We start from the raw sequence: 24,493 nt of genomic DNA on the forward strand, positions 1-24,493 counted from the left end.
GGTTCATCACGTGCGTCTTCAAGCGCCCACGCGGCGCGGACCCCCGATACGACGGGACGGCTCAGGACACGGCCGTCAGCCGGTCCGCGCCGAGCAGGAAGAGGCGGCCCTCGACCGCGACCACGTGGTACGTGTTCTCGGGCAGGGCCCAGCGCCACTCGACGGCCCCGTCGTCGAGCGCGAGCGACACGAGCCCCTGACCCTCGCGGCCGCGCTCGGTCACGAAGAGCGACCGTCCGTCCGTGAGCACCGGCCAGGGCCCGCTGTCGTCGACGGTCACGGCCCAGGCCTCCTCCCCAGTGCGCGCGTCGACGCTGCGGTACGCCGAGTCCGTCTGGACGACGACGCGCCCGTCGACGCGCGCGACGGCACGCAGGCCGGTGCCCGGGAGGGACCAGAGCTCCGAGCCGGTCGCCGCGTCGACCCCCACGATGCTCCCGAACGTGTTGGTGACGATCACGCCGGGCGCGGAACCGTCCGAGAGGGGTGCCTCGAGGACGCGACCCTTGATCCGGAAGTCCGGCTCGCCCGCGGCCGTGAAGACGGTCGCCGTGCCGCGCCCGTACTCGTTCCCGACGTAGCGGCCGTCCTGGAGCCGCACGATCGTCCACACGTCGTCCTCGACGAGCGAGCGGCCGTCCTCCGTGAGCGCCGCGGCGACGCCCGGCGCCAGGACGTCGACCACCCCGCGGCGGACGTCGAGCACGACGTCGCCCCCGCGCCCGAGCCCGTCGTGCGGGAGCGACCGGTCCCAGCGGACCTCTCCGGTCGCCGCGTCCTCGCGCACGAGCGCGACCTCGCCACCCCGCCACCACGCGCGCACGACGTCGCCGGCGCCGACGGGCACGACCGACAGGCGGCCCGCGGTCTCGACGGTCCGGTCGCCGACGACCTCGCCCGTCGCGGACCGGACGGTGACCAGCCGGGCGACCTGCTCGCGCCACCCCGACGGCACGGCGCACACCACCACCTCCCGGGCCGGCTCGCCCTGGGCCGGCAGGCACGTGGCCCGGTCGCCGAGCCGCTCGGACCGCCAGAGGACCGAGCCGTCCTCGACCGAGTGCGCCGTGAGCGCGCCGTCGACCGTGACGACGGCGCCCACTGCCGGGACGACCTCGGAGCCCGGCGCGACCGGCACGGACCACCGCGGCTCGGGCGGTGCGTCGAGGGGGCGCAGCCCGCCCGCGAGCGCGGTGACGTCGACGGGCCGCGCGTCCTCCATCGAGGCGGTGAAGGCGACCGAGCCCGCGAACGCGGCGGCGACCGCGACGGCGACCCACGGGACGGGGTGCGCGTACCAGGCGCGCCGCGGTGCGTCCGTGCCGTCGCTGCGCCGGGACCGTCCGCGCTCGCGCGCGGTCCGGGCGGATCCCGCCGCGGCCGTCGCGGGTCGCGAGGCGGTCCCGGCGCTCCGGGCGTGCGGGCCACGGCGCCCGTCGCCGAGGGTGCCCGGGGCCGTGCGCCCCGACCGGTCGCCGTCGCTCGCAGCCTCCGGCTCGCCGTCGAACACGGCGTCGAAGCGGTCGTCCGTGCGCAGCTCGGGGGGCAGGAGCTCGAAGCTGACGGCACCCGCCGACGCGCTGGCACCGTCCGTCGTCGGCTCGTGGGTGACGTGCCCGGCACGAGCCGCCCGGTCCTGCGCGAGCCGACGGCGCCTCACCTGTCCACGATACGCACGCGGAGGCGCCCGCGCCCGGGCGGGCGGTCAGATGCCGAGCTGGTACACGCCCCAGTACGCGAGGATCACGAGGAGGATCGCCGCACCCGCGACGACGCACCACAGCATGACGCGCGTCGTCAGGCCCCGCGCGACCCGCAGCGCCCCGGCCCGGCCCTCCTCGACGCCGGTGCCGGCCGCGTCGGCGAGGTCCGCCGCGGCGCGCCGGGCCGTCCGGACCTCGGCGGAGCGGTTGATCAGGAGGGCCGCGGCGACGAGCGTCGCGAGCCCGACGAGCCGCACCCCGATCCACCCGCCCTGCACGACCCAGGCGTCCTTCTCGTAGTCGAGGGCGAGCCGGGCGACGGCGACGAGGTAGACCACGAGGGCCACCGTCGTCCCGAGGGCGCCCACGCCGAGCCCGGCGAGCGGCGCGCGGAAGCCGGGCGCGAGACCGGCGGGCGCGCTCGGGCGCCCGGCGACGCGGCGCAGGCGGCGCACGAACCCTCCGGCGAGCCCGACGAGCGGCCCGAGCACGAGGAGACCCACCGCGCCGAGCACGAGCCCGACGAGGAGGTCGCCGTTGCCGAGCCACCGCGGGGTGGGGACGGGACCGGCGAGGTACTGCTGGTTCGGCTCGGCCCCGGCGACCTGGGGCTGCGCGGTCGCGCTGTCGGGGAGGGACGTGATCCAGGCGCCGAGGTCGCGCGGGAAGTCGGGGACGAGCACGTCGTCGATCTTGATCCCGTGGTTCGCGTCCTCGTAGAACCGCACGGTCACGTCGGCGCCGCCCGACGCCGACGACGGCCCCGTCGCGTCGAGGATCTGCCGCGCCCCCTGCTCGACCGGCATCGACGGGTCCGCGGTGCCGTAGACCACGAGGACGGGCTGGGTGAGCCGCTCGAGGAACGGCTCGACGTCGAAGTCGGCGTACTCGAAGCCGCCCCCGGGGATCGCCATGCCGACCGCCCGCGGGATCGCCCGGAACACCCCGTGCGGGACGTCCGTGTTGCGCAGGTAGCTGTCGACCGCGAACGCGGCCTGCTGGCGCGGCGGAACGACCGGGGCGGACACGAGCACGGAGAACGCGATCGTCGGGTCCTCGACGGCCATCACGGGCACGATCCACGTGCCCTCCGACTCCCCGTACAGCCCGACCTGGTCCGGGTCGACCCCGGGTCGCGCCCGGAGCAGGTCCACGGAGCGCTCGTAGTCGCGCGCCATCGCCTCGTAGTCGCGGTGACGCGTCGTGTACGTGTCGAGGCGCTTGTCCGGCACGAGGGTGACGACACCGGCGCTCGCGAGGTCGGCCGCGACGTCCACGAAGGCCTCCGTCGCCAGGCCCGTGCCCGCGCCGTGCACGAACACCACGCCCGGAAGGTCGTCGCCCGCGTCGACGGGCTCGCGCAGGATGCCCCCGACCGTCGCGCCGTCGAGCCGGATCGTCACGTCCGTCTCGCGCACGTCGTACGTGCCGACGGGGTCGGCGCCGCCGGGAGGCTGGCCCCCGATCGTCGTGTCGGGCGTCGTGGGCTCCAGGTGCTCGGTCACGGGCACCGGGTCCCACTGCGGTCCCGTGACCGCGCCGACGATCGCGAGGACGATCGCGAGCGCGGCGGTGGTCGCGGCGGTCCGGAAGATCACCGGGGAATCGTACGTCGCACCCACGACGCCGGTCCCTGGTGCGGCCCCGACGCGCGGACGGGGGCTCTCCCCCGTCCGGGCGCGGCCCGCCTCAGAACCCGAGCCGGTGGAGCTGCTTGGGGTCGCGCTGCCAGTCCTTGGCGACCTTCACGTGCAGGTCGAGGTAGACGCGCGCGCCGAGCAGCGCCTCGATGCCGTGCCGCGCGCGGGTCCCGACCTCGCGCAGCCGCGAGCCGCCCCGGCCGATGACGATCGCCTTCTGCGAGTCGCGCTCGACGAAGAGGTTGACCCGCACGTCGAGCAGCGGCGGGCGGCCGGTGGCCTCGTCCCCGCTGCCCTCGCGGGGCACGATCTCCTCGACCTGGACGGCGAGCGAGTGCGGCAGCTCGTCGCGCACGCCCTCGAGCGCGGCCTCGCGCACGAGCTCCGCGACCATCACCGCCTCGGGCTCGTCGGTGAGCTCGCCGCCCGGGTAGAGCTCCGGCCCCTCGGGGAGGTGCGAGACCAGGACGTCGGTGAGGACGTCCACCTGGTAGCCGTCCTGCGCCGAGACCGGCACGATGTCCGCCCAGCCGCCCGCGGTCTCCCCCAGCCGGTCCACGGCGAGCAGGTGCGCGGCGAGCGTGCCGCGGTCCACGAGGTCGGCCTTCGTCACGACGGCGACCACGGGCGTGCCGCGGCGCCCGCGCATCAGCTCGGCGAGCTCGTTCGCGATGAACCGGTCGCCCGGCCCGATCTTCTGGTCCGCGGGCAGGCAGAACGCGATGACGTCGACCTCCGTCAGCGTCTCGCGCACGAGGTCGTTGAGGCGTTCGCCGAGCAGCGTGCGGGGCCGGTGCAGGCCCGGGGTGTCGACGAGGACGAGCTGCGCGTCGGGGCGGTGCACGATCCCGCGGATCGTGTGGCGGGTCGTCTGCGGCCGCCCGGACGTGATGGCGACCTTCTGGCCGACCAGCGCGTTCGTCAGGGTCGACTTGCCCGCGTTGGGCCGCCCGACCAGGCAGGCGAATCCGGAGCGGTGCTCGGGGGTGGTCGTGCTCACGGGGTGTCCTTCACGGTCGGGAGGGAGGGTCGGGTGTCGGCCGGGGTCTCCGGCTCGTGGGGTGCCGCGGGCGGCGTCGGGGCCGCGGCGTGGGACACGAGGACGGTCGCGAGCTGCTTGCGCCGGCCCTCGACCCGGTCGGCCTCGATCCGCAGGCCGTGCACGTCGGCGACGGAGCCGGGCAGCGGGACCTTGCCGAGGGCCTTGGCGAGCAGGCCGCCGACGGTGTCCACGTCGTCGTCGTCCAGGTCGAGCCCGAAGAGCTCGCCGAGCTCGTCCACGCCGACCCGCGCGGGCACGCGCAGCACGCCCTCGCCGATGTCCTCGACCTCGGGCTCGGGGCGGTCGTGCTCGTCGGTCAGCTCGCCGACGATCTCCTCGAGCGCGTCCTCGATCGTCACGAGCCCGGCGATGCCGCCGTACTCGTCGACGACCATGGCGATGTGCGACGACGACGCCTGCATCTCGCGCAGGAGATCGTCGACGGGCTTGGACTCGGGCACGAAGATCGCGGCGCGCGCGACGTCGTCGACCGGCCGGGCGTCCGCCCCCGGGCCGCCCTGCAGCACCCGCACGACGTCCTTGAAGTAGGCGACGCCCACGAGGTCGTCCGCGGACGTCCCGGTCACGGGGATGCGGGAGAAGCCCGAGCGCAGGAACAGCGACAGCGCCTTGCGCAGCGGCGTGTCCCGCGAGGTCGTGACCATGTCCGTCCGCGGGACCATGACCTCGCGCGTGAGGGTGCTGCCCAGCTCGAAGACGGAGCGGATGAGCTCGCGCTCCTCCTCCTCGATGACGTCGGACTCGTTCACGCGGTCCACCATGTCCTGGAGCTCGCGCTCGTGCGCCCCCGAGTCGGGGGCGGGCGCGAGGCGCGTGAGCCAGCGGGTCGCGGCGACGATCCCCGTGAGGAGCCCCGAGAGCGCGAGCAGGACGCGGACGGCGTGCCGGCGGCCCAGCGACCGCGGGCTGACCCGCACGACGAGGAGGCCGACGACGACGCTCACCGCCAGCGCGACGAGCAGGACCTGCAACCACGGCTCCAGCCACGCCGCGACGAGCAGCGTGAGGCACGTGATCGCGGCGACCTCGGCGACGACGCGCACGAACCCGACGGAACGGGCCGTCGCGGCCGGGTCCGCGAGCAGCGCCAGCGCGCGACGCCCGGACGGCCGCGGCGGGGTCGTCAGGTCGTCGCCGAGCGCGGCCTCGCTCACCGCCGCGCGCGTCACGCGCAGCACCGCCGCCTCGCCGGCGCTCAGCGCCGCGGCGAGCACGACCGTCAGGACGGTCAGGACCGCCAGGAGCGCGACGGGTTCGCCGCTCACCGGCCCGCGAGGAAGGTCAGGAGCAGCTTGCGCTGCAGCGCGAACATCTCCTTCTCCTCCTCCGGCTCGGCGTGGTCGTAGCCGAGCAGGTGCAGGATGCCGTGCGTCGTGAGCAGCAGCATCTCCTCCGCGGTCGAGTGCCCCGCGGTCACCGCCTGCTGCGCGGCGACCTCCGGGCACAGCACGACGTCGCCGAGCTGGCCGGGGCCGGACACCTCGCCGTCCCGGCCGGGACGCAGCTCGTCCATGGGGAACGAGAGCACGTCCGTCGGCCCCGGCTCGTCCATCCAGCGCACGTGCAGCTCGGTCATGACGTCGGTGTCGACGAAGAGGATCGACAGCTCGCTCTGCGGGTGCACGCGCATCGCGTCGAGCACGTAGCGCGCGAGCGCCGCGAACTCGGCCTCGTCGACCTCGGCCTCGGTCTCGTTGTTGACCTCGATGCTCACGCGTCGTCCCTCGTCCGTCGGTCCCTGCCCGCGGGGCGTCCGCGGCGCTCGTCGTCCCGGCGGCGCGGTGCGCCGCCCGTCCCCTGTCGCGCCCCGGTGCCGGACGCGAGGTCCCACCGCGCGTACGCGTCGATGATCTCGCTCACGAGCCGGTGGCGCACCACGTCCGACGACGTGAGGCGGCAGAACTCGACGTCGTCCACGCCCGTGAGGACGTCCTCGATCACGCGCAGCCCGGACTGGGTGCCGCCGGGCAGGTCCACCTGCGTCGCGTCGCCCGTGATGACCATGCGCGACCCGAACCCGAGGCGCGTGAGGAACATCTTCATCTGCTCGGTCGTCGTGTTCTGCGCCTCGTCGAGAATGATGAAGGAATCGTTCAACGAGCGACCCCTCATGAACGCCAGCGGCGCGACCTCGATCGTGCCCGCCTCGATGAGCTTGGGGATCGAGTCGGGGTCGATCATGTCGTGCAGCGCGTCGTACAGCGGGCGCAGGTACGGGTCGATCTTCTCCGTGAGCGAGCCGGGCAGGAACCCGAGCCGCTCCCCCGCCTCGACCGCCGGGCGCGTGAGGATGATCCGGTTGACCTGCTTGGACTGGAGCGCCTGCACGGCCTTGGCCATCGCGAGGTACGTCTTGCCCGTGCCCGCGGGCCCGATGCCGAACGTGATGGTGCTCGCGTCGATCGCCTCGACGTAGCGCTTCTGCCCGACCGTCTTGGGCCGGATCGTGCGACCGCGGCTCGACAGGATGTTGAGCGTCAGCACCTCGGCCGGCCGCGACGCCGTCGCGGCCGTGAGCATCGAGATGGAGCGCGACACGACGTCCGCCGTGAGCTGCGTGCCGGCCTCCACGACCTCGACGAGCTCGTCGAGCAGGCGGGAGGCGAGCGCGACGTCCCCCGGAGGACCGGAGACCGCGATCTCGTTGCCGCGCACGTGCACGTCGACCGAGGGGAATCCCTCCTCGACGGCCCGGAGCACGGAGTCGCGGCTGCCGAGGAGCGCGACCATCGGCACGTGGGTCGGGATGACGATGCGGTGCTCGACCCGGTGCGGCTGAGGGTCGGGTTCTCGGGACAGAGAGGTCATGAGCCGGCTTGCGCCGCTGCGCTCCTTCGGTCGGACGGTGGGGCCGGGGCCGCCACGGCCCCGCAGATCGCCTCCATCGTACCGAGCGCGCCGGGGCGCCACACGTCCTTTCGCGCAGGGCTCAGGCGGGCGTCCAGCCGAGCTCCGCGCCGGCGATGACGTGCCCGTGCACGTGGAACACGCTCTGCCCGGCGCGCGGGCCGGAGTTGAAGATGAGGCGGAACTGGCCGTCGGCCTGGTCGCCCGCGACCTCGTCGGCGAGCGCGACGACGTCGGCGAGCAGCGCCGGGTCGGCCGCCGCGAGCTGCGCGATGTCGCCGTGGTGGTCGCGCGGCACGACGAGCACGTGCACCGGGGCCTGGGGATCGATGTCCCGGAAGGCGATCGAGCGGTCGCTCGTCGCGACGACGTCGGCGGGCAGCTCGCCCGCGACGATGCGGCAGAAGAGGCAGTCCGGGTCCGTGCGTACGTCGGTGCTGGTCATGACCCCGAGGCTAGTGCAGGCCCGGCCGCCACGCCCCAGCGGCCGAGCCGCTCGGCGAGGAGGGCGACGGCGACGGGACCGGCCGTCGACGTGCGCAGCACGTGCGGGCCCAGCCGGGCCGCGACCGCGCCGGCCGCCGTGAGGTCGGCGACCTCGCGGTCGGAGATCCCGCCCTCGGGGCCGACGACGACCAGCACCTCGGGCGCCGCGCCGCCGGGACGGGTCGCGCCGTCGGGCAGCGCGACGTCGGCGAGCGGCGTCACGGCCTCCTCGTGCAGCACGATCGCCCGGCCGCCGGCCGCGACGACGTCGGTCACGCGCGCCGCGAGGCCGCGCGAGTCGACGGCCACCTCGACCTGCGGCAGGCGCGCGCGCCGCGCCTGCTTGGTCGCCGTGCGGACCGTCGCGAGCCAGCGCGCACGGGACTTCGCGGCGCGCTCGCCGCGCCACACGACGACGGAGCGCTCCGCCTGCCAGGGCACTACGACGTCGACCCCGATCTCGGTCGCCGCCTCGATCGCCATCTCGTCGCGGTCGCCCTTGGCCAGGGCCTGCACGAGCGTCACGACGACGGCGGGCGCGGGCTCGCGGTCGACCTCCTGGACGAGCAGGGTCACGCGGCCCGCGTCGGCGTGCTCGACGACGCAGCGCAGGCGCAGGCCGTCGCCGTCCACGACGTCGACCCGCTCCCCCGCCCCGCGGCGCTGGACGACGCCCGCGTGGCGGCCCTCGGCGCCGTCGAGGACGTAGCGGTCGCCGGGCGCGACGGCGTCGAGCCCGGTCTCGGCGAGGAACACCGGAGCACTCACGCGACCGCTCCCCTCAGCGCCCGGAGAGCTTGTCGCGCAGGCGCGAGAACACGCCGGGGTGCGCGGCCGACAGGCGCGGCTCGGGCCGCTCCTCGCCACGCATCGCGGCGAGCGAGCGCAGGAGCTGCTCCTGCTCCTCGGTGAGCTCGCGCGGCACCTGGACCTCGATGTGGACGTTGAGGTCGCCGCGGCCGCTGCCGTGCAGGTGCCCCACGCCGAGGTTCTTGAGCGTGACGATCTGGCCCGGCTGCGTGCCCGGGCGCAGGTCGATCTCCTGCGCGCCGTCGAGCGTCTCGAGCTCGAGGACGGTGCCGAGCGCGGCCGCGGTCATGGGCACCTGGAGCGTGCAGTGCAGGTCGTCGCCGCGGCGCACGAACGTGTCGTGGTTGCGCTCGCGGATCTCGACGTACAGGTCGCCCGCGGGGCCGCCGGCCGGACCGACCTCGCCCTGCGCGGTGAGCTTGATGCGCGTGCCCGTGTCGACGCCCGCGGGGACGTTCACCGTGATGCTGCGGCGGCTGCGCACGCGGCCCTCGCCAGAGCACTCCGCGCACGGCTCGGGGATGACGGTGCCGAAGCCCTGGCACGCGGCGCACGGGGCGCTCGTCATGACCTGGCCGAGGAAGGAACGCGCCACGCGCTGGACCGTGCCGCGGCCGTGGCAGACGTCGCACGTGCGGGGCGAGGTGCCCGGGCGACAGCACGAGCCGCCGCACGTCCCGCACACGACCGCCGTGTCGACCTGGAGCTCGCGCTGCGCGCCGAACGTCGCCTCGGACAGGTCGATGTCGAGCCGCACGAGCGCGTCCTGGCCGCGCCGGGCGCGCGGGATGGGCCCCTGCTGCGCCTGGCCGCCGCCGAAGAACGTCTCGAAGATGTCCTGGAAGCCGAACCCGCCGCCCATGGGGCCGGCGCCGCCGCCCGGGGCGCTCGGGTCGACGCCGAGGTCGTACTGCTGACGCTTCTCCGGGTTGGAGAGCACCTCGTACGCGCGCGCCACGTCCTTGAAGCGGTCGCCCGCCTCCTCGCCCGCGACGTCGGGGTGCAGCTCGCGCGCGAGCTTGCGGTACGCCTTCTTGATCTGGTCCTGGCTGGCGTCGCGCGCCACGCCCAGGATCTCGTAGTAGTCGCTCACACGTCACTCTCTGCTGGTGCGGGTCGTGAGGCCGGCAGGGGGCCGGTCGTGAAGGGTCTGGTGCGGGTCGTGAGACCGGCACGAGGTCGGTCGTCGTGGATGCCTGCCGCGCGCGGGGAGGCCGCGGCGAGGCTCACGTGCCGAGCACCCGTGACAGGTAGCGCGCGACGGCGCGCACCGCCGCGATGGTCCCGGGGTAGTCCATGCGGGTCGGCCCGATCGAGCCGACGAGGGCGACCGTGTCGCCGTCGTTACCGTAACCGGTCGTCACGACGGAGGTCTCCACGAGGCCCTCGAGCTGGGTCTCGTGCCCGATCCGCACGCTCACGCCGGACTCGGCCGCCATCTCCGTCAGGAGGCCCAGGAGGACGACCTGCTCCTCGAGCGCCTCGAGGACCGGGCGCAGCGCGTGCTCGAACCGCATGCCCGCACGGGCCAGGTTCGCCGTGCCCGCGAGCACGAGGCGCTCCTCGCTCTCCTCGGCGAGCGTCTGGGCGACGAGGTCGCCGACCGCGCGCACGAGCGGGGCGTCGTCGGGGTGGAAGCTCTCCGTCACCGCGGCGAGGCCCGTGGCGAGGTCCGTGAGGCGCTTGCCGGCCGCGGCGGCGTTGAGCCGCGCACGGACCTCGACGAGGGTGCCCTCGTCCGGCACGCTCGCGACCTCGAGCGTGCGCTGCTCGACGCGCCCGGTGTCGGTGATGATCACGACGAGCAGGCGCGAGTCCCCGACCGGCACGAGCTCGAGGTGCCGCAGCCCGGACCGGCTCAGCGACGGGTACTGCACGACCGCGACCTGGCCCGTGAGCTGCGCCAGCAGCCGGCCGGCGCGCGCGATGACGTCGTCGAGGTCCACGCCCTCGGAGAGGAACGTCTCGATGGCGCGCTTCTCCGGCGCGGACAGCGGCTTGACGCCCGAGAGCCGGTCGACGAAGAGACGGTAGCCCTTGTCCGTGGGGATGCGGCCCGCGGACGTGTGCGGCTGCGCGATGTACCCGGCGTCCTCGAGGGCCGCCATGTCGTTGCGGATCGTCGCGGGCGACACGCCGAGGCCGTGCCGCTCGGTGAGCACGCGCGACCCCACGGGCTCGCGCGTGAGGACGTAGTCCTCGACGATCGCCCGCAGCACCTCGAGCCGGCGCTCCTCGCTCACGTCCACCTCCGTGTGCCGCACCGTCGCCGCCCCGGGCGGGCGCGCGGGCGTCGGCACTCTCGACCTCCGAGTGCCAATCCTACGCGTCCGCGCGGCCCGTCCCGCGGTCCTCCGCTCGCCGCGAACGCAGGTCCGCGAGCCCGACGACGAGCGCGAGCGCGACGAGCGCGATCGTCACGAGCAGCGCCCTCCCCGTCGCGTGCGCCGCCGTGTCGCCTCCCGCGAGGCCCCCGTAGTACACGGAGAGCACGATCGAGATGCCGACCGCCGACCCGATGCGCTGCCCGAGCTGCAGCATGCTCCCCGCGACCCCCGCGCGGCTCACGGGAACCTCGGACAGCGTGAGGGTCTGGTTCGGCGCGATGACCGTCCCGCTGCCCGCCCCGGCGACCAGCAGGGCTCCCGCGAGCGCCGGCCCCACGGCGCCCGGCTCGTCCCCGAGGAGGCGCACGACGGCGTCGGCCACGACGACCCCGACGAGGACGAGCGTCAGCCCGCCGACGACGAGCTGCCGGCCCCAGCGCGCGACCCAGCGCCCCGAGAACCACGCGGACACCCCGGACGCGACGGCGAACGGCGTCCCCACGAGCCCCGCCTGGAGCGGCGTGTAGCCGAGCTCGTCCTGGAGGTAGAGCGTGACCACGAGGAAGATGCCCGTGAAGCCGGCGAAGTAGGCGAGGCCGAGCAGCGCGCCGTTGCGGAACGACCCGAGCCCGACGACCTGCGGGTCGAGCACCGCCTCGCCGGTGCGCCGCTGGTACCGCCGCTCCCAGACGACGGCCGCGGTCCCCGCCGCGGCGGCCACGACCAGCCACCACCAGCGCGAGGCGTCGTCGCCGCGACCGGTCGTCGTGACGAACGGCATCATGACGCCGAGCGTCGCCGCACCGAGCAGCGCCAGCCCGACGAGGTCGAGGCGGCGCGGGCCCCGCGCGGAGCGCGCGGCGTCGGGCGGTGGCGCGGGCACGAGGCGCCACGCGAAGGGCAATAGGACCGCGACGACGGGGAGGTTGACGAGGAAGACCCACCGCCACCCGTCCGCGGAGCCGGCCGCCGCGATGATGAGGCCGCCGAGCAGCGGGCCCAGCGCCGTCGAGACCCCGATCGTCGCGCCGAACATGCCGAACGCGCGGCCACGCTCGAACCCGGAGAACTGCTGCTGGATGAGCCCGACGACCTGCGGGTTGAGGACGCCAGCGCTCACGCCCTGCAGCAGGCGCGCGACGGCGAGCCACCCGTCCGTCGGCGCGAGCCCGCACGCGAGGCTCATGAGCGCGAACCCGACCAGCCCGGCGATGAACAGGGTACGCCGGGCGCCGGCGTCGCCGAGCCGGCCGGCGGGCACGAGCGCGAGCCCGAACGCGAGCGTGTAGCCCGCGACGACGAGCTGGAGCTGCGTCGGCCCCGCGTCGAGCGACGACTCGATCGACGGGAGGGCGACGTTGACGATCGACACGTCGAGCGTCGTGACGAAGCCGACCGCGAGGCAGACGGGCAGCACGCGCCAGCGGTTCGGGTCCGGCTCGGCGCGCTGCGGGCTCACCGCTCCGTCGTACCACCCCTCCCCGGGACCGCGCGCGGCGGGCGCTGCGTGCCGAGATCGACCCGAGCGTCCGAGATCGACCCTCGGGAGGTCGATGTCGCGACGCACGGGCCGATCTCGCCGGGGTGTGTCCGGCGCTGACCTAGGGTGACGGCGTGGCTTTCGATCGTTATGGGTCCGACGTCCTCGGCGGCGGCACGCCCGCCCCCGTTCATCATCGTGCGCGGCCGGTGTCCCGACCGCAGGCCGCCGAGCGGGGGCTCGTCGTCGAGGAGGTGCAGACCGGGTGGGTCGGCGCCGTCGTGCGGGTCGAGAAGTCGGGCGGGATGCACGTCGTCGTGCTCGAGGACCGCGCCGGCCGGACGCGGACGTTCCCGCTCGGGCCCGGGTTCTGGGTCGACGGCGAGCCGGTCGAGCTCACCGCCCCGGTCACGTCCCGCGCCCCCGCCGCGCCGACGCGGACCGCGTCCGGCTCGCGCGCCGTCGTCGGGCAGCGGGCGCGCGTGGCTCGCGGCAGCCGCATCTGGGTCGAGGGCAAGCACGACGCCGAGCTCGTCGAGAAGGTGTGGGGCGACGACCTCCGGGTCGAGGGCGTCGTCGTCGAGCCCCTGCACGGCGTCGACGACCTCGCGGCGGCGCTCGCCGACTTCGGCCCGACGCCGCAGCGCCGCGTCGGCGTGCTCGTGGACCACCTGGTGCCCGGGAGCAAGGAGCGCCGCATCGCCGACGACGCGGTCCGCCGCTCCCCCGCGGGCACGGTGCTCGTGCTCGGGCACCCGTACGTCGACGTGTGGCAGGCCGTGAAGCCCGCGCGCGTCGGCCTGCAGCGCTGGCCCGTGATCGAGCGGGGCACCGAGTGGAAGCGCGGCATCCTGCGCGAGCTCGGCTGGCCCGCGGAGACCGCCGAGGACGTGGGCCGCGCGTGGCAGCGCATCCTCGGCACCGTGCGCACGTACGCGGACCTCGAGCCGTCCCTGCTCGGCCGCGTCGAGGAGCTCATCGACTTCGTCACGGCGTCCTGACCTCGCCCCGGTCCGGACGCGCCGCGCCCCGGCACCGACGGGCGGCACCGGGGCGTGGTGAACGACGACGACCGGCCGTCAGGCGGCCGGCACGCCCCCGGTGAGGCGACGGTAGGCGAAGCCCACGGCCACGTAGCTCAGCGGGATCGTGACGAACAGGCCGAGGCCGCACGGGATCGCGCCGAGGATGTTGATGCCGAACAGCGCGAGCAGCAGCAGGAACACCTGGCCGAAGTTCTTGGCGACGAGCGAGAAGCTCGTCCGGATCGCCGTGATCGCGTCGACGCCCTGGTCGAGCGCGACGTAGTAGACGAACGCGGAGAAGAGCAGCACCGCGAAGCCCGGCAGGATGCACAGCACGAAGCCGATGCCCGTGAGGATGCCGACGATCAGCGCCGCGAGCAGCACGTTGACGACGTTGCCGAGGCGGAAGAACGCCGCGACGTCCGGGCGGCGCCCGTCCACCTCGTCGAGCGCGCCGCGCGTGAAGAACGCGGTGATCAGGTAGCCGATGACCGTGCCCACGATCCCGAGCAGGATGCTCGTGAACGTGATGCCGCTGACGGCGGCGAAGTTCGTGTCGCTGAAGTCGTACTGGTCCTGGAACTGGTCGAACCCGCCCGTGATCCAGCTCCACGCCACGTTCACCGCGAGGAAGATCAGCGCGACGAGGATCCACGGCCCGAGGTTCGAGGTGACCTTGCGCCAGCCGTAGGAGATCGCCTCGCCCACCGCGAAGGCGGGCCCCGTGTACCCGGGCTGGGCGCCGTAGCCGCCGGCCGCGGCCGGGTACGAGCCGGGCGGCGGCGGGTAGGCGCCGGACGGGGGCGGGTACGCGCCCGGCGGCGGGGCGGTCGGCCCCGGGGCCGCGGGGTCGCCCGGTGCGCCCGCGGGAGCGCCGTACGCCCCGGGCGCGCCGTAGGCGGGCGGGCCCGACGGCGGGGCGGCGGGGTCCTGCGGCGCGCCGTACGCGGGCGGCCCCGACGGCGGGGCGGACGGGTCCTGCGGCGTCGCGCCGCCCGGGCCGTACGGCGACGCGGGCGGGACGTCGCCCTCGGGCGTCGCCGGGCTCGGACCGGCCGGCGGCTGGATGGGCTGCTCCGGAGCGCCGGAGCCGTCCGCCGGCGTCGGCTCGGCGTCGCGGGGCGGCTGACCGCCCGGGTTCGTGGGGTCCGTCATCGTGCACCTCGTTCCTCGTCGTCACGTGCTGCGGGCAGCACGCGTCCTCGACGTGCTCGGTCCTATCCTGGCTGCTCAGGGGCCTGGGCGCGCGGGGAGCAGTGCCACCCTCCGCCTCAGACGGGCTGCTCGCCGTTGAGCCGGCGGTACACGTACGCCGTCGCGATCTGGGCGACGGGCAGCGCCACGAGCAGGCCGACGTAGCACAGGAGCGTCCCGACGAGCTCGGCCAGGTACACGCCCAGGAACAGCAGCACGACCGTGCCGAGGTTCGTGCTCACGACGGAGAAGCTCGCCTTGAACGCGTCGAGGACGCCGAGCTTCTTGTCGATGACGTAGAACAGCGTGAACTGGGCGAAGAACACGAAGACGAGCGGTCCGACGATCGTGATCGCGAGCACGCCCGTGGCGAGACCGATCAGCAGCGCCACGAGGATCACCGTGCCGAGGTTCGGGTACCGGAAGAAGTCCGCGTACTCGAGCTTCTTCCCGCGGGTGACCAGGAGCGACACGTTGACCACCGCGGCCTGGACGAGGAACCCGAGCACGACGAGGATCGCGACGAACAGGAACGTCCCGAACCCGAAAGCGAACCCGCCCGCCGTGCTGATCTCGCCCGTCTGCGGGTCGATCGTGGTCGTCGCCGTGCCGACGAGGAGCGCCCAGAAAGCGACCGACAGGCCGGCGAGCACGACGACGTACGTGAGGACGCCGCCGAGGATGACCCCGGCGTTCTGCGTGAACCTGCTCCAGCCGTAGGAGAACGCGTCCTGGACCTGGATCGGCTGACCCGGGTACCCCGGCTGCCCGTACGGCGCCGCCGGCGGCGGGTACCCGGGCTGCCCGCCGTAGGGCGGCTGCCCGGGCGGCTGCTGGCCGTACGGCTGCCCGGGCGGCGGTCCCGCCGGGGGCGGGTACGCACCGGCCGGCGGGGCACCGTACGGCTGTCCCGGCGGCGGCCCGGCCGGCGGCGGGTACGCGCCCGCGGGCGGAGCACCGGAGGGCGAGGCCGGGGGCGGCGACGCGGGCTGCGCCGGTGCGTGCGGCGTCTGCGGGACGGGCGGGGCCTGGGGTGCAGGCGGCTCCTGCGCGACGGGCTCCTGGGGCGGGACCGGTGGCTCGGCCGCCGCGTACGGGTTCTCGGGCGCCGGGGCGTCCGACGGGAGCTGCGGCTCGTTCTCGTCGCGCGGCGGGCCGCCGGCGGTGCTGTCGCTCATGGGTCTCCTCGGTCGGTCGACGGGCCGCGGGGGAACCGGGCCACGCACCGGATGTGGACGTCGTGTGTCGGTCGCACATTTCGCTGTCGCCCTCCAGCCTGTCGGGATTCCGACGGCGGCGCGAGGGGAAACGCCGGGCGGACCGGAACGACGCCGCGGAGGGTCAGCTCGTCGTGGAGCCCAGCGCCGCCGCACGGGTCAGGCCGTCGACGACGACCGCCGTGTACGCCGTCGCTCCGGCGTCCGTGGGATGCACGCCGTCCGGACCGAGCACGGTCGGGTCCGCGGCCACCGCTGCCGACCAGTCCGCGACGACCACACCGGGGTGCCGTCCCGCCGCGGCGATGATCTCGGCGTTGGTGCCCGGTACCCACGGCCGGTCGGCGTACCCGGTGACGAGCACGACGCGGTGGCCGGGGCCGACCGCCGCGAGCAGCTCGTCCATCGCCGCGGCGCTCGCGGTGCTGTTCGTCCCGAGGGAGACGACGACGTAGGGCCGCAGCGCGCCCGCGTCGCGCGCGGCGGCGAGCGCCGCCGGCCCGTCCTTGACCTGGCGCGAGACCGCGCCGTCGACGTACGTGCCCGGGAGGGCCGCAGCGAGCGCGGGCGCGCTCGCGAGCGTCACCGAGTCCCCCACGACGGTCACCTGGTCGCCGGTCGGTGCCGCGACCGGGGCCGCCGCGGCCTCGGCGGGTGCCGCCTCGGGTCCCGGTGCGGGCGCGTCGGCCGGGCCCGGGTCGGGACCCGCTGCCGGGGGCGACACCTCCGGGCCGGCCGCGGGCGCCGCGGCGCGCGGTGCAGCCTGCGTCGCCCGCGCGACCTGCTCCCCCGCCGCGATCTGCTGCTCCACGCTCGTCGTGGCGGGCGCGTTGACGACCCCGGCCGCGGAGAGGCCGACGACGAGCGCGCACGACGCCGCCAGCGCCCAGCCGCGGCGGGTGAGGACGCGCGGCCCCGCCTCGCCCGGCGTCGGCTGGAGGCGGCGGGCGAGGTCGCGCGCCGCGCCGCGCAGCCCGCGTCGCAGCACGGGACGCTCGACGTACCGGAAGGACAGCGCCGCCGCGACGGTCGTCACGGCGAGGGTCACGACGACGACGAGCGGGTGCACGGCACCCGGGGTCACGGGACCCACCACGGTCCCGAGCGCGGCCGCGGCGAGCACGAGCACGGGCCAGTGCCACAGGTAGAGCCCGTACGACCGCCGTCCGACCCAGCCGAGCGGACCGCGGTCGAGCTGCGTGCCGATGCCGGGCAGGCACACGACGGCGTTGAGCACCGCGGTCGCCGCGACCGCGCACACGAGCAGCCCGCCGCGGTAGGCGAGCTCGCCGTCCCAGCGCATCGTCGCGACGGCGACGACGAGGACGACGGCGCCGACCGCCCCGGCGCCGAGGACGGCGACCCGGCCGCGCGGCGTGCGCACGCGCGGCCCGCCCGGCAGGAGGGCGGACGCGTCGGCGCCGACCCGGGGGTCGACGTCGGGCCGCTGGACCGGGCGCACGTGCCAGAACGCGAGCACAGCCCCGGCCATGAGCGCGAAGAGATGGGTGTCGGTGCCGACGTAGACGCGCGTCGGGTCGGAGCCGGGCGCGTACAGCAGCGCCATGAGGGCCGCGGACACGAGCCCCAGACCGGCGACGATCCACGGCGCCCGGCGGCGCAGGGGCCGCACGACGCACAGGAGCACGACGACGAGCGGCCACAGGAGGTAGAACTGCTCCTCGACCGCGAGCGACCACAGGTTGCCGAAGAGGTGCGGGAGCAGCGCACCCGAGTAGGTGGCCCCGCTCGCGACGTCGACCCAGTTGCTCGTGAACGTCGCGGCGCCGAGGAGCTGGGGGCCGATGCCGACGAGGACGTCACCCCCGACGACGGCCGCGGCAGCCGTGCACACCGCTACGACCAGCCCGAGCGCGGGGAGCAGGCGGCGGGCGCGCCGCGCCCAGAAGGAGCGCAGCCCCACGTGGTGCCGGTCGCGGTGCTCGCGCACGAGGAGCGTCGTGATGAGGAAGCCCGAGAGCACGAAGAAGACGTCGACCCCGACGTACCCGCCGGGGAGCGTCGCCGGGGCGAGGTGGAACGCGACGACCACGAGGACGGCCAGCGCCCGCAGCCCGTCCAGCCCGGGCATCCGGCGGTAGCGCACGGTCGGGCGGCCCGGCCGTCGGGCGGCGCCGGGCGCCCGCACGTGCCCGACGACGCGAGGCTCCTCGAGCGTCGGGCGACCGGCCCCCGCAGGGGTCGTCCCGGGTCGAGGTGCCTCGTAGGTCGTCGTCACTCGTCCGTGATCTCCCGTACCACCGTGTCCGCCAGCAACCGCCCCCGCAGGGTGAGCACCCCGCGACCGGCCACGGCCGCGCGGCCGTCGAGCAGCCCGTTCGCGACGAGCCCGGCGACGGCGCGCCGTCCGGCCGGGGACAGGACCGCGAGGTCGAGACCCTCGTGCAGCCGCACGCCGAGCATGGCCTGCTCGAGCCGTCCCTCGTCCCGCGTGAGGAGCTCACGCCCGGCCGCGGGGCTGGTGCCCGCCTCGAGCAGCGCCGCGTACCGGCGCGGGTGCTTCACGTTCCACCATCGCACGCCGACCCGCGGCTCCTGGACCGACGCGCCCGTGTCGTCGGTCACGGACGTCGGCTCCGCGCCGAGCGCCCCCGGCGCCGCGACGTACGAGTGCGCGCCGGGCCCGATCCCCCACCAGTCGTCGCCCCGCCAGTACGCGAGGTTGTGGCGGCAGCGGTCGTCGTCGGTGCGGGCCCAGTTGCTCACCTCGTACCAGGTCAGCCCGGCGGCGGTGAGCAGCTCGTCGGCGAGCTCGTACTTCGTGGCCTGGTCGTCCTCGCTCGGGAGCGCGACCTCCCCGCGCCGCACCTGGGCGGCCATCTTCGTCCCCGCCTCGACGACGAGCGCGTACGCGGACACGTGGTCGACGCCGGTCGCGAGCGCGGCCTCGAGGCTCGCCCGCCAGTCGTCGAGGCTCTCGCCCGGCGTGCCGTAGATGAGGTCGAGCGAGACCTGGAGGCCCGCGTCGCGCGCCCAGCGCACGACGTCCGGGATGCGGCGCGGGTCGTGCGTGCGCTCGAGCGTCGCGAGCACGTGCGGGACGGCGGACTGCATGCCGAACGAGACGCGCGTGAACCCCGCGGCCGCGAGCTCGGCGAGCGACTCCGGCGTCACGGAGTCCGGGTTGGCCTCGGTCGTCACCTCGGCGTCGGGTGCGAGGCCCCACGCGTCCCGCACGCCGTGGAGCAGGCGCGCGAGGTCGCCGGCGGGCAGCAGCGTGGGCGTGCCGCCGCCGACGAACACGGTCGACACCGGCCGCTCGGGCAGACCGGCGTCGCGCAGGACGCGCGCCGCGAGGTCGACCTCGAGGAGCGCCGTGCTCGCGTAGGACGCCTGGCTCGCGCCGCCGCCGAGCTCGGACGCCGTGTAGGTGTTGAAGTCGCAGTACCCGCACCGCACCGAGCAGAACGGGACGTGCAGGTAGACGCCGAACCCGCGCGGCGCCGTCGGGCCGGGCACCCCCGCGACGGACCCGCTCCCGCCCGGCGCGACCCACGCGGGGAGCGAGCCGTCGGGCGGGACCGGCTCGCCGTCGGGCAGGGCCGGGCTCACTTCTTGGACTTGTCCTTGGCGTCCTTGCCGCCCGCGGCGTCGGAGGAGAGCGCGGCGATGAAGGCGTCCTTCGGGACCTCGACGGACCCGATGTTCTTCATGCGCTTCTTGCCCTCCTTCTGCTTCTCGAGCAGCTTGCGCTTGCGGCTGATGTCGCCGCCGTAGCACTTCGCGAGGACGTCCTTGCGCATCGCGCGCACCGTCTCGCGCGCGATGACGCGCGCGCCGACGGCCGCCTGGATCGGCACCTCGAACTGCTGGCGCGGGATGATCTCCTTGAGCTTGGCGGTCATCATGACGCCGTAGTCGTACGCCTTGTCCTTGTGCACGATCGCGCTGAACGCGTCCACCTGCTCGCCCTGGAGCAGGATGTCGACCTTGACGAGGTCCGCGACCTGGTCGCCCGACGGCTCGTAGTCGAGCGACGCATACCCGCGCGTGCGGGACTTGAGCTGGTCGAAGAAGTCGAACACGATCTCGGCGAGCGGCAGGGTGAAGCGCAGCTCCACGCGGTCCTCGGACAGGTAGTCCATGCCGAGCATCTGCCCGCGGCGGTCGTTGCACAGACCCATGACCGTGCCGACGAACTCGCTCGGCGCGAGGATGGTCGCCCGCACGACGGGCTCGCTGACCTGCTTGATCTTGCCGCCGGGGAACTCCGACGGGTTGGTCACCTTGACGGTCGTCCCGTCCTCGAGCGTCACGTCGTAGACGACGTTCGGCGCGGTCGAGATGAGGTCGAGGTCGAACTCGCGCTCGAGGCGCTCGCGCACGATCTCCAGGTGCAGCAGGCCGAGGAACCCGACGCGGAAGCCGAAGCCGAGCGCGACCGACGTCTCCGGCTCGTAGTTGAGCGCGGCGTCGTTGAGCTTGAGCTTGTCGAGCGCGTCGCGCAGGACCGGGTAGTCGGTGCCGTCGATCGGGTACAGGCCCGAGAAGACCATGGGCTTGGGGTCGGAGTAGCCGCCGAGCGCCTCCGCCGCGGGCTTCGCGGAGTTCGTCACCGTGTCGCCGACCTTCGACTGGCGCACGTCCTTCACGCCCGTGATGAGGTAGCCGACCTCCCCGACGCCGAGACCCTTCGTGACGATCGGCTCCGGCGAGATGACGCCGATCTCGAGCAGCTCGTGCGTCGCGCGCGTCGACATCATGACGATGCGCTCGCGCGGGTTGAGGTTGCCGTCGACGACGCGCACGTACGTCACGACGCCGCGGTAGGTGTCGTAGACCGAGTCGAAGATCATCGCGCGCGCCGGCGCGTCGGCGTCGCCCACCGGGGCGGGCACGCGCTCGACGATCCGGTCGAGGAGCGCCTCGACGCCCGCGCCCGTCTTGCCGGAGACCTTGAGCACGTCGTCCGGGTCGCCGCCGACGAGGTTCGCGAGCTCCTCCGCGTACTTCTCGGGCTGCGCGGCCGGCAGGTCGATCTTGTTGAGCACCGGGATGATCTCGAGCTCGTTCTCCATCGCGAGGTACAGGTTCGCGAGGGTCTGCGCCTCGATGCCCTGCGCCGCGTCGACGAGCAGCACCGCGCCCTCGCACGCCGCGAGCGACCGGGAGACCTCGTACGTGAAGTCGACGTGGCCCGGGGTGTCGATCATGTTCAGCGCGTGCGGCGTCTCGACCCCGTCCTCGACGACCGCCCACGGCATGCGGACGGCCTGCGACTTGATCGTGATGCCGCGCTCGCGCTCGATGTCCATGCGGTCGAGGTACTGGGCACGCATGGCGCGCGGCTCGACGACACCGGTGAGCTGCAGCATGCGGTCGGCCAGGGTCGACTTGCCGTGGTCGATGTGGGCGATGATGCAGAAGTTCCGGATCAGCTCGGGCGGCGTGGCCGCGGGCTGGATGCGGGTGCTCAGCTGGGCGCTGGGGATCGGGGACAACGCGGGTGCGCTCCTGGGAGTGGCGTGCGGGTCGGGCCGCGCGCTCGGGGGCGGCGCGCCGACGGTCGCTCTCGGGCGGGCGGGAGCATCCATTGTCCCACGTCCGGCGTCCGGCACCCGCCCGCCCTGCGGGGCGCGGCGAGCCGACCTAGCGTGGAGGACCGGCCGGCCGCACCGGGCCGACCGGCGACGAGAGGAGCGCTCATGGCCCAGGACACCGCGCACCGGACCTCCGGCCGTCCCCGCGGCCGTCGCGTGCTGGCGATCGTGACGAACTACGGCGTCGAGCAGGACGAGCTCGTCGTGCCGCTCGAGCACCTGCGCGGCGAGGGGGTGGAGGTCGACGTCGCCGCGGTGTCCGCGGACGACGTGCAGACCCTGGTCGGCGACAAGGACCCCGGCCGCACCGTCACGCCGACGCTCACGCACGCCGACGCCGACCCTGCCGAGTACGACCTGCTGCTCGTGCCCGGAGGGACGATCAACGCCGACGCGCTGCGCCTGCAGGACGACGCCGTGAGCCTCGTCCGCGCGTTCACGACCGCCGGCAAGCCCGTCGCGTCGATCTGCCACGGGCCCTGGGCCCTCGTCGAGGCCGCGGCGGTCGAGGGCAAGACCCTCACGAGCTACCCGTCGCTCGAGACCGACGTGCTCAACGCGGGCGGCGCCTGGGTGGACCGCCCCGTCGTGCGCGACGACGACGGCTACACGCTCGTCACGTCGCGCGATCCCGGCGACCTCGACGCCTTCCTGCGCGAGGTGGACGCCGTCCTGGCCGGCTGAGCAGGCCGGTGCTCGACGGTCCCGCGGCCGAGACCTGCGGCGGGGACCGACGCCGTCCGCACGCTGCGGGCACCGCGACACCGCCCGCCCGGTAGGGTGCGCGCGTGGCACGCAACCGATGGCTGGGACTTCTCACCGACGCGGCCCGCGCCGTCGTCTCCGGGCTCACGCGCTCGTCGCAGGGTGCGCAGGGCGGCTCGGGAACGGCCGCGACGCGCGCGCCGGGACGCGAGCGCCCGTCGCCGGCGCGGACCCCCTCCCCGCGCCCGGGACCGCGACCGTCGTCCCCGGCCCGGCCCCGCACGCCCGCGCGCGGCGGGTCGGGCGACGGACCGGTCGGCGGGTACCCCGGCGACTACGAGGGCCGGGTGCGCGCGCAGTACGCGCCGCGGCTCGACGGCGACCCGGACCCCGGAGAGATCGTCTGGACCTGGGTGCCCTACGAGGAGGACCACACGCAGGGCAAGGACCGGCCGGTCCTGCTCGTCGGGTCGGACGGCGCCTGGCTGCTTGGCGTCATGCTCACGAGCAAGGACCACTCGCGCGACGCCCGCGACGAGGCGCGCTGGGGCCGCTACTGGCTCGACATCGGGTCGGGCCCCTGGGACGCGAAGGGGCGCGACAGCGAGGTCCGGCTCGACCGCGTGCTCCGCGTCGACCCGGCCGCCGTCCGACGGGAGGGCGCCGTCGTGGGGCGCGACGTCTTCGACCGCGTGGTGGCGGGCATCTCGCAGCACCGCTGATCCCGCGGAGCGGGAGCGTCCCTCCGGATTGGAGTTCGGACCACGACCGCTGGTAGTCTTGGTGGTCGCGTGTCCGCCCAGGTCGGCGGGCACAGCCCCAGCACCTCTCCACGGGTTCCCCACCCCAGTCCCGGAGCTAGGGCCGCCCTCTACGACCTATCCGCTCGCTCCGGCGAACAGAACCAGAGAGTCCACACGTGGCAAACATCAAGTCCCAGATCAAGCGCATCCGCACGAACGAGAAGGCTCGCCTGCGCAACAAGGCGGTCAAGTCCGAGCTCAAGACGTACGTGCGCCGCGTGCGCGAGGCCGTCGCCGCGGGCGACAAGGAGGCGGCGAGCACCGCGCTCCAGGCTGCGTCGCGCAAGCTCGACAAGGCCGTCTCGAAGGGCGTCATCCACGCGAACCAGGCCGCGAACCGCAAGTCGGCCATCGCGAAGGCCGTCAACGCTCTCTGAGCGCACGGTTCGCCCGCGTCGGCGTGACACGCTGAACGTCACGACGGCCGCACAGGCTTCCCACGGAGGGGCGCCGACCCGCACGGGTCGGCGCCCCTCCGTGCGTGCGACGGGAGAGCACCCACGCCGCCCGAGGTAGAACCGTGGTCGGACGAGGTAGAGCCGTGGTCCGGCGCCGACAGCCCGTCGCGCGCTCAGCGGCCGTGGGCACGGGCGATGGTGAGGACCGCGCGCTCGACGGCGAACACCGGGTCCCGGCCCGCGCCCTTGACCTCCGCGTCGGCCTGCGCAACGGCGCTGATCGCCGTGGCGAGTCCTTCGGGGGTCCAGCCCACGAGCTCGCGGCGCGCCCGGTCGACCTGCCAGGGGGCCAGCCCCAGGTCCTTGGCCGCGACGCCGCCCCGGCCGCGCATCGCGCCGACCTTCGCGAGCGCGCGGAGCTTCATGGCGAGCGCCGCGACGAGCGGCACCGGGTCGGCGCCGGTCGCGAGCGCGTGGCGCAGGAGCGCGACGGCCTCCCCCGCGTTCCCGGCGACGGCGGCGTCGGCGACGCGGAAGCCGGTCGCCTCGACCCTGCCTCCGTAGTACCGGTCCACGACGGCCTCGCTCACGGTGCCGTCCGTGTCGGTGACGAGCTGGCTGCACGCGGCGGCGAGCTCGCGGAGATCGTTGCCGACCGCCTCGACGAGGGCGCGCACCCCCGACGCGTCGATGCGTCGGCGGGCGCGGCGGAACTCGGCGGTGACGAAGGCGGTCTTGTCGGAGTCCTTCTTGATCGCCTCGACCGCGACGACGGGCGCCCCGCTGGCCTTGATCGCGTCGAGCATGCGCTTGCCCCGCACCCCGCCCCCGTGCACGACGACGACGGTCGTCTCCGGGTCGGCGGTCGGGACGTAGTCCACGACGTCGGCGACGAGCGCGTCCGTCGCCGCCTCCGCGCCCTCGACCACGACGACCTTCGCCTCGCCGAACAACGACGGGCTCGCCGCGACGGTGAGCATCCCCGCCTGGTACGTGGCGGCCTCCATCGTGACCTTCTCGACCTCGGGGTCCCGCTCGCGCGCGAGACCGACGATCGCGTCCACGGCCCGCTCGGCCAGGAGCGACTCCGGGCCCTGCACCAGCACGACCGGCGCGAGACGGACGTCGTCCCACGCGAGCGACGGGCCGGCGGACGGTCGGGCGGTGCGGGTCGGCGCGGGCATGGCACCAGCCTCCCACGAGCCACCCACCGGACGAGAAACGCCGGCTCCGT

At 75.0% G+C, this 24,493-nt stretch carries 21 protein-coding genes; 4 read left to right on the top strand and 17 right to left on the bottom strand.

Annotated elements, in window-relative coordinates; translation table 11 throughout:
* Nucleotides 1-61: 61 nt before the first annotated feature.
* From ACTJIY_RS14990 to ACTJIY_RS15040, 11 genes are all read right to left on the bottom strand, one after another.
* Nucleotides 62-1,660 (bottom strand): outer membrane protein assembly factor BamB family protein, encoded by a 1,599-nt coding sequence (locus tag ACTJIY_RS14990; protein WP_440674498.1) that lies wholly within the window; start codon nucleotides 1,658-1,660, stop codon nucleotides 62-64.
* A 45-nt stretch (nucleotides 1,661-1,705) separates the two neighbouring features.
* Nucleotides 1,706-3,301, bottom strand: coding sequence for an alpha/beta hydrolase family protein (locus tag ACTJIY_RS14995; RefSeq protein ID WP_440674497.1), 1,596 nt, complete (start codon nucleotides 3,299-3,301; stop codon nucleotides 1,706-1,708).
* Nucleotides 3,302-3,392: 91 nt separating this feature from the next.
* On the bottom strand, nucleotides 3,393-4,343 hold the full coding sequence (gene era, locus ACTJIY_RS15000; protein WP_043651768.1) for a GTPase Era: 951 nt from the start codon (nucleotides 4,341-4,343) through the stop codon (nucleotides 3,393-3,395).
* Nucleotides 4,340-5,671 (bottom strand): hemolysin family protein, encoded by a 1,332-nt coding sequence (locus ACTJIY_RS15005; protein WP_440674496.1) that lies wholly within the window; start codon nucleotides 5,669-5,671, stop codon nucleotides 4,340-4,342. Before ACTJIY_RS15005 ends, era begins: the two co-directional genes overlap by 4 nt.
* On the bottom strand, nucleotides 5,668-6,120 hold the full coding sequence (gene ybeY, locus ACTJIY_RS15010) for an rRNA maturation RNase YbeY (RefSeq protein ID WP_087469283.1): 453 nt from the start codon (nucleotides 6,118-6,120) through the stop codon (nucleotides 5,668-5,670). Before ybeY ends, ACTJIY_RS15005 begins: the two co-directional genes overlap by 4 nt.
* Nucleotides 6,117-7,214 (bottom strand): PhoH family protein, encoded by a 1,098-nt coding sequence (locus ACTJIY_RS15015; protein WP_253050319.1) that lies wholly within the window; start codon nucleotides 7,212-7,214, stop codon nucleotides 6,117-6,119. The genes ybeY and ACTJIY_RS15015 overlap by 4 nt, the downstream gene beginning before the upstream one ends.
* A gap of 121 nt (nucleotides 7,215-7,335) precedes the next feature.
* Nucleotides 7,336-7,698: an HIT domain-containing protein gene (locus ACTJIY_RS15020; protein ID WP_440674495.1), complete on the bottom strand. Its 363-nt coding sequence runs from the start codon at nucleotides 7,696-7,698 to the stop codon at nucleotides 7,336-7,338.
* Complete coding sequence (locus ACTJIY_RS15025; RefSeq protein ID WP_440674494.1) at nucleotides 7,695-8,507, bottom strand: 16S rRNA (uracil(1498)-N(3))-methyltransferase; 813 nt, start codon at nucleotides 8,505-8,507, stop codon at nucleotides 7,695-7,697. Before ACTJIY_RS15025 ends, ACTJIY_RS15020 begins: the two co-directional genes overlap by 4 nt.
* A gap of 13 nt (nucleotides 8,508-8,520) precedes the next feature.
* A complete protein-coding gene (gene dnaJ / locus ACTJIY_RS15030) occupies nucleotides 8,521-9,642 on the bottom strand; it encodes a molecular chaperone DnaJ (protein ID WP_253050324.1) in 1,122 nt (373 codons plus the stop codon).
* 133 nt (nucleotides 9,643-9,775) lie between these two features.
* A complete protein-coding gene (gene hrcA, locus ACTJIY_RS15035; protein ID WP_439157287.1) occupies nucleotides 9,776-10,792 on the bottom strand; it encodes a heat-inducible transcriptional repressor HrcA in 1,017 nt (338 codons plus the stop codon).
* A gap of 79 nt (nucleotides 10,793-10,871) precedes the next feature.
* On the bottom strand, nucleotides 10,872-12,335 hold the full coding sequence (locus ACTJIY_RS15040; RefSeq protein WP_440674493.1) for an MFS transporter: 1,464 nt from the start codon (nucleotides 12,333-12,335) through the stop codon (nucleotides 10,872-10,874).
* Nucleotides 12,336-12,490: 155 nt separating this feature from the next.
* Here ACTJIY_RS15040 and ACTJIY_RS15045 point away from each other — a divergent pair, with 155 nt between their 5' ends.
* A complete protein-coding gene (locus ACTJIY_RS15045) occupies nucleotides 12,491-13,357 on the top strand; it encodes a DUF3097 domain-containing protein (RefSeq protein WP_440674492.1) in 867 nt (288 codons plus the stop codon).
* Between the two features lie 78 nt (nucleotides 13,358-13,435).
* Here the strand turns inward: ACTJIY_RS15045 and ACTJIY_RS15050 are convergent, their stop codons facing one another.
* The 5 genes from ACTJIY_RS15050 to lepA form a co-directional block, all read right to left on the bottom strand.
* Entirely contained in the window at nucleotides 13,436-14,536 is a 1,101-nt protein-coding gene (locus tag ACTJIY_RS15050; RefSeq protein WP_440674491.1) for a hypothetical protein, read from the bottom strand.
* Nucleotides 14,537-14,652: 116 nt separating this feature from the next.
* The gene (locus tag ACTJIY_RS15055; RefSeq protein ID WP_440674490.1) at nucleotides 14,653-15,753 is read right to left on the bottom strand and encodes a hypothetical protein; all 1,101 of its coding nucleotides are present in this window, start codon (nucleotides 15,751-15,753) and stop codon (nucleotides 14,653-14,655) included.
* Between the two features lie 163 nt (nucleotides 15,754-15,916).
* Complete coding sequence (locus ACTJIY_RS15060) at nucleotides 15,917-18,031, bottom strand: acyltransferase family protein (RefSeq protein WP_440674489.1); 2,115 nt, start codon at nucleotides 18,029-18,031, stop codon at nucleotides 15,917-15,919.
* Entirely contained in the window at nucleotides 18,028-19,365 is a 1,338-nt protein-coding gene (gene hemW, locus ACTJIY_RS15065; RefSeq protein ID WP_440674488.1) for a radical SAM family heme chaperone HemW, read from the bottom strand. Before hemW ends, ACTJIY_RS15060 begins: the two co-directional genes overlap by 4 nt.
* Entirely contained in the window at nucleotides 19,362-21,254 is a 1,893-nt protein-coding gene (gene lepA, locus ACTJIY_RS15070; protein WP_290444608.1) for a translation elongation factor 4, read from the bottom strand. Before lepA ends, hemW begins: the two co-directional genes overlap by 4 nt.
* 204 nt (nucleotides 21,255-21,458) lie before the next feature.
* On the opposite strand from lepA, the gene ACTJIY_RS15075 reads away from it, so the two are divergent.
* The 3 genes from ACTJIY_RS15075 (at nucleotide 21,459) to rpsT (ending at nucleotide 23,238) form a co-directional block, all read left to right on the top strand.
* On the top strand, nucleotides 21,459-22,037 hold the full coding sequence (locus tag ACTJIY_RS15075; RefSeq protein ID WP_253050339.1) for a type 1 glutamine amidotransferase domain-containing protein: 579 nt from the start codon (nucleotides 21,459-21,461) through the stop codon (nucleotides 22,035-22,037).
* Nucleotides 22,038-22,141: 104 nt separating this feature from the next.
* A complete protein-coding gene (locus ACTJIY_RS15080) occupies nucleotides 22,142-22,780 on the top strand; it encodes a type II toxin-antitoxin system PemK/MazF family toxin (RefSeq protein WP_439157281.1) in 639 nt (212 codons plus the stop codon).
* Nucleotides 22,781-22,977: 197 nt separating this feature from the next.
* Nucleotides 22,978-23,238 (top strand): 30S ribosomal protein S20, encoded by a 261-nt coding sequence (rpsT, locus tag ACTJIY_RS15085; RefSeq protein WP_253050343.1) that lies wholly within the window; start codon nucleotides 22,978-22,980, stop codon nucleotides 23,236-23,238.
* Between the two features lie 194 nt (nucleotides 23,239-23,432).
* Here the strand turns inward: rpsT and holA are convergent, their stop codons facing one another.
* Nucleotides 23,433-24,443 (bottom strand): DNA polymerase III subunit delta, encoded by a 1,011-nt coding sequence (gene holA, locus ACTJIY_RS15090; protein WP_440674487.1) that lies wholly within the window; start codon nucleotides 24,441-24,443, stop codon nucleotides 23,433-23,435.
* Nucleotides 24,444-24,493 lie beyond the last annotated feature (50 nt).

Source organism: Cellulosimicrobium sp. 22598 (genome assembly GCF_052044445.1).
Classification (GTDB): domain Bacteria; phylum Actinomycetota; class Actinomycetes; order Actinomycetales; family Cellulomonadaceae; genus Cellulosimicrobium; species Cellulosimicrobium cellulans_G.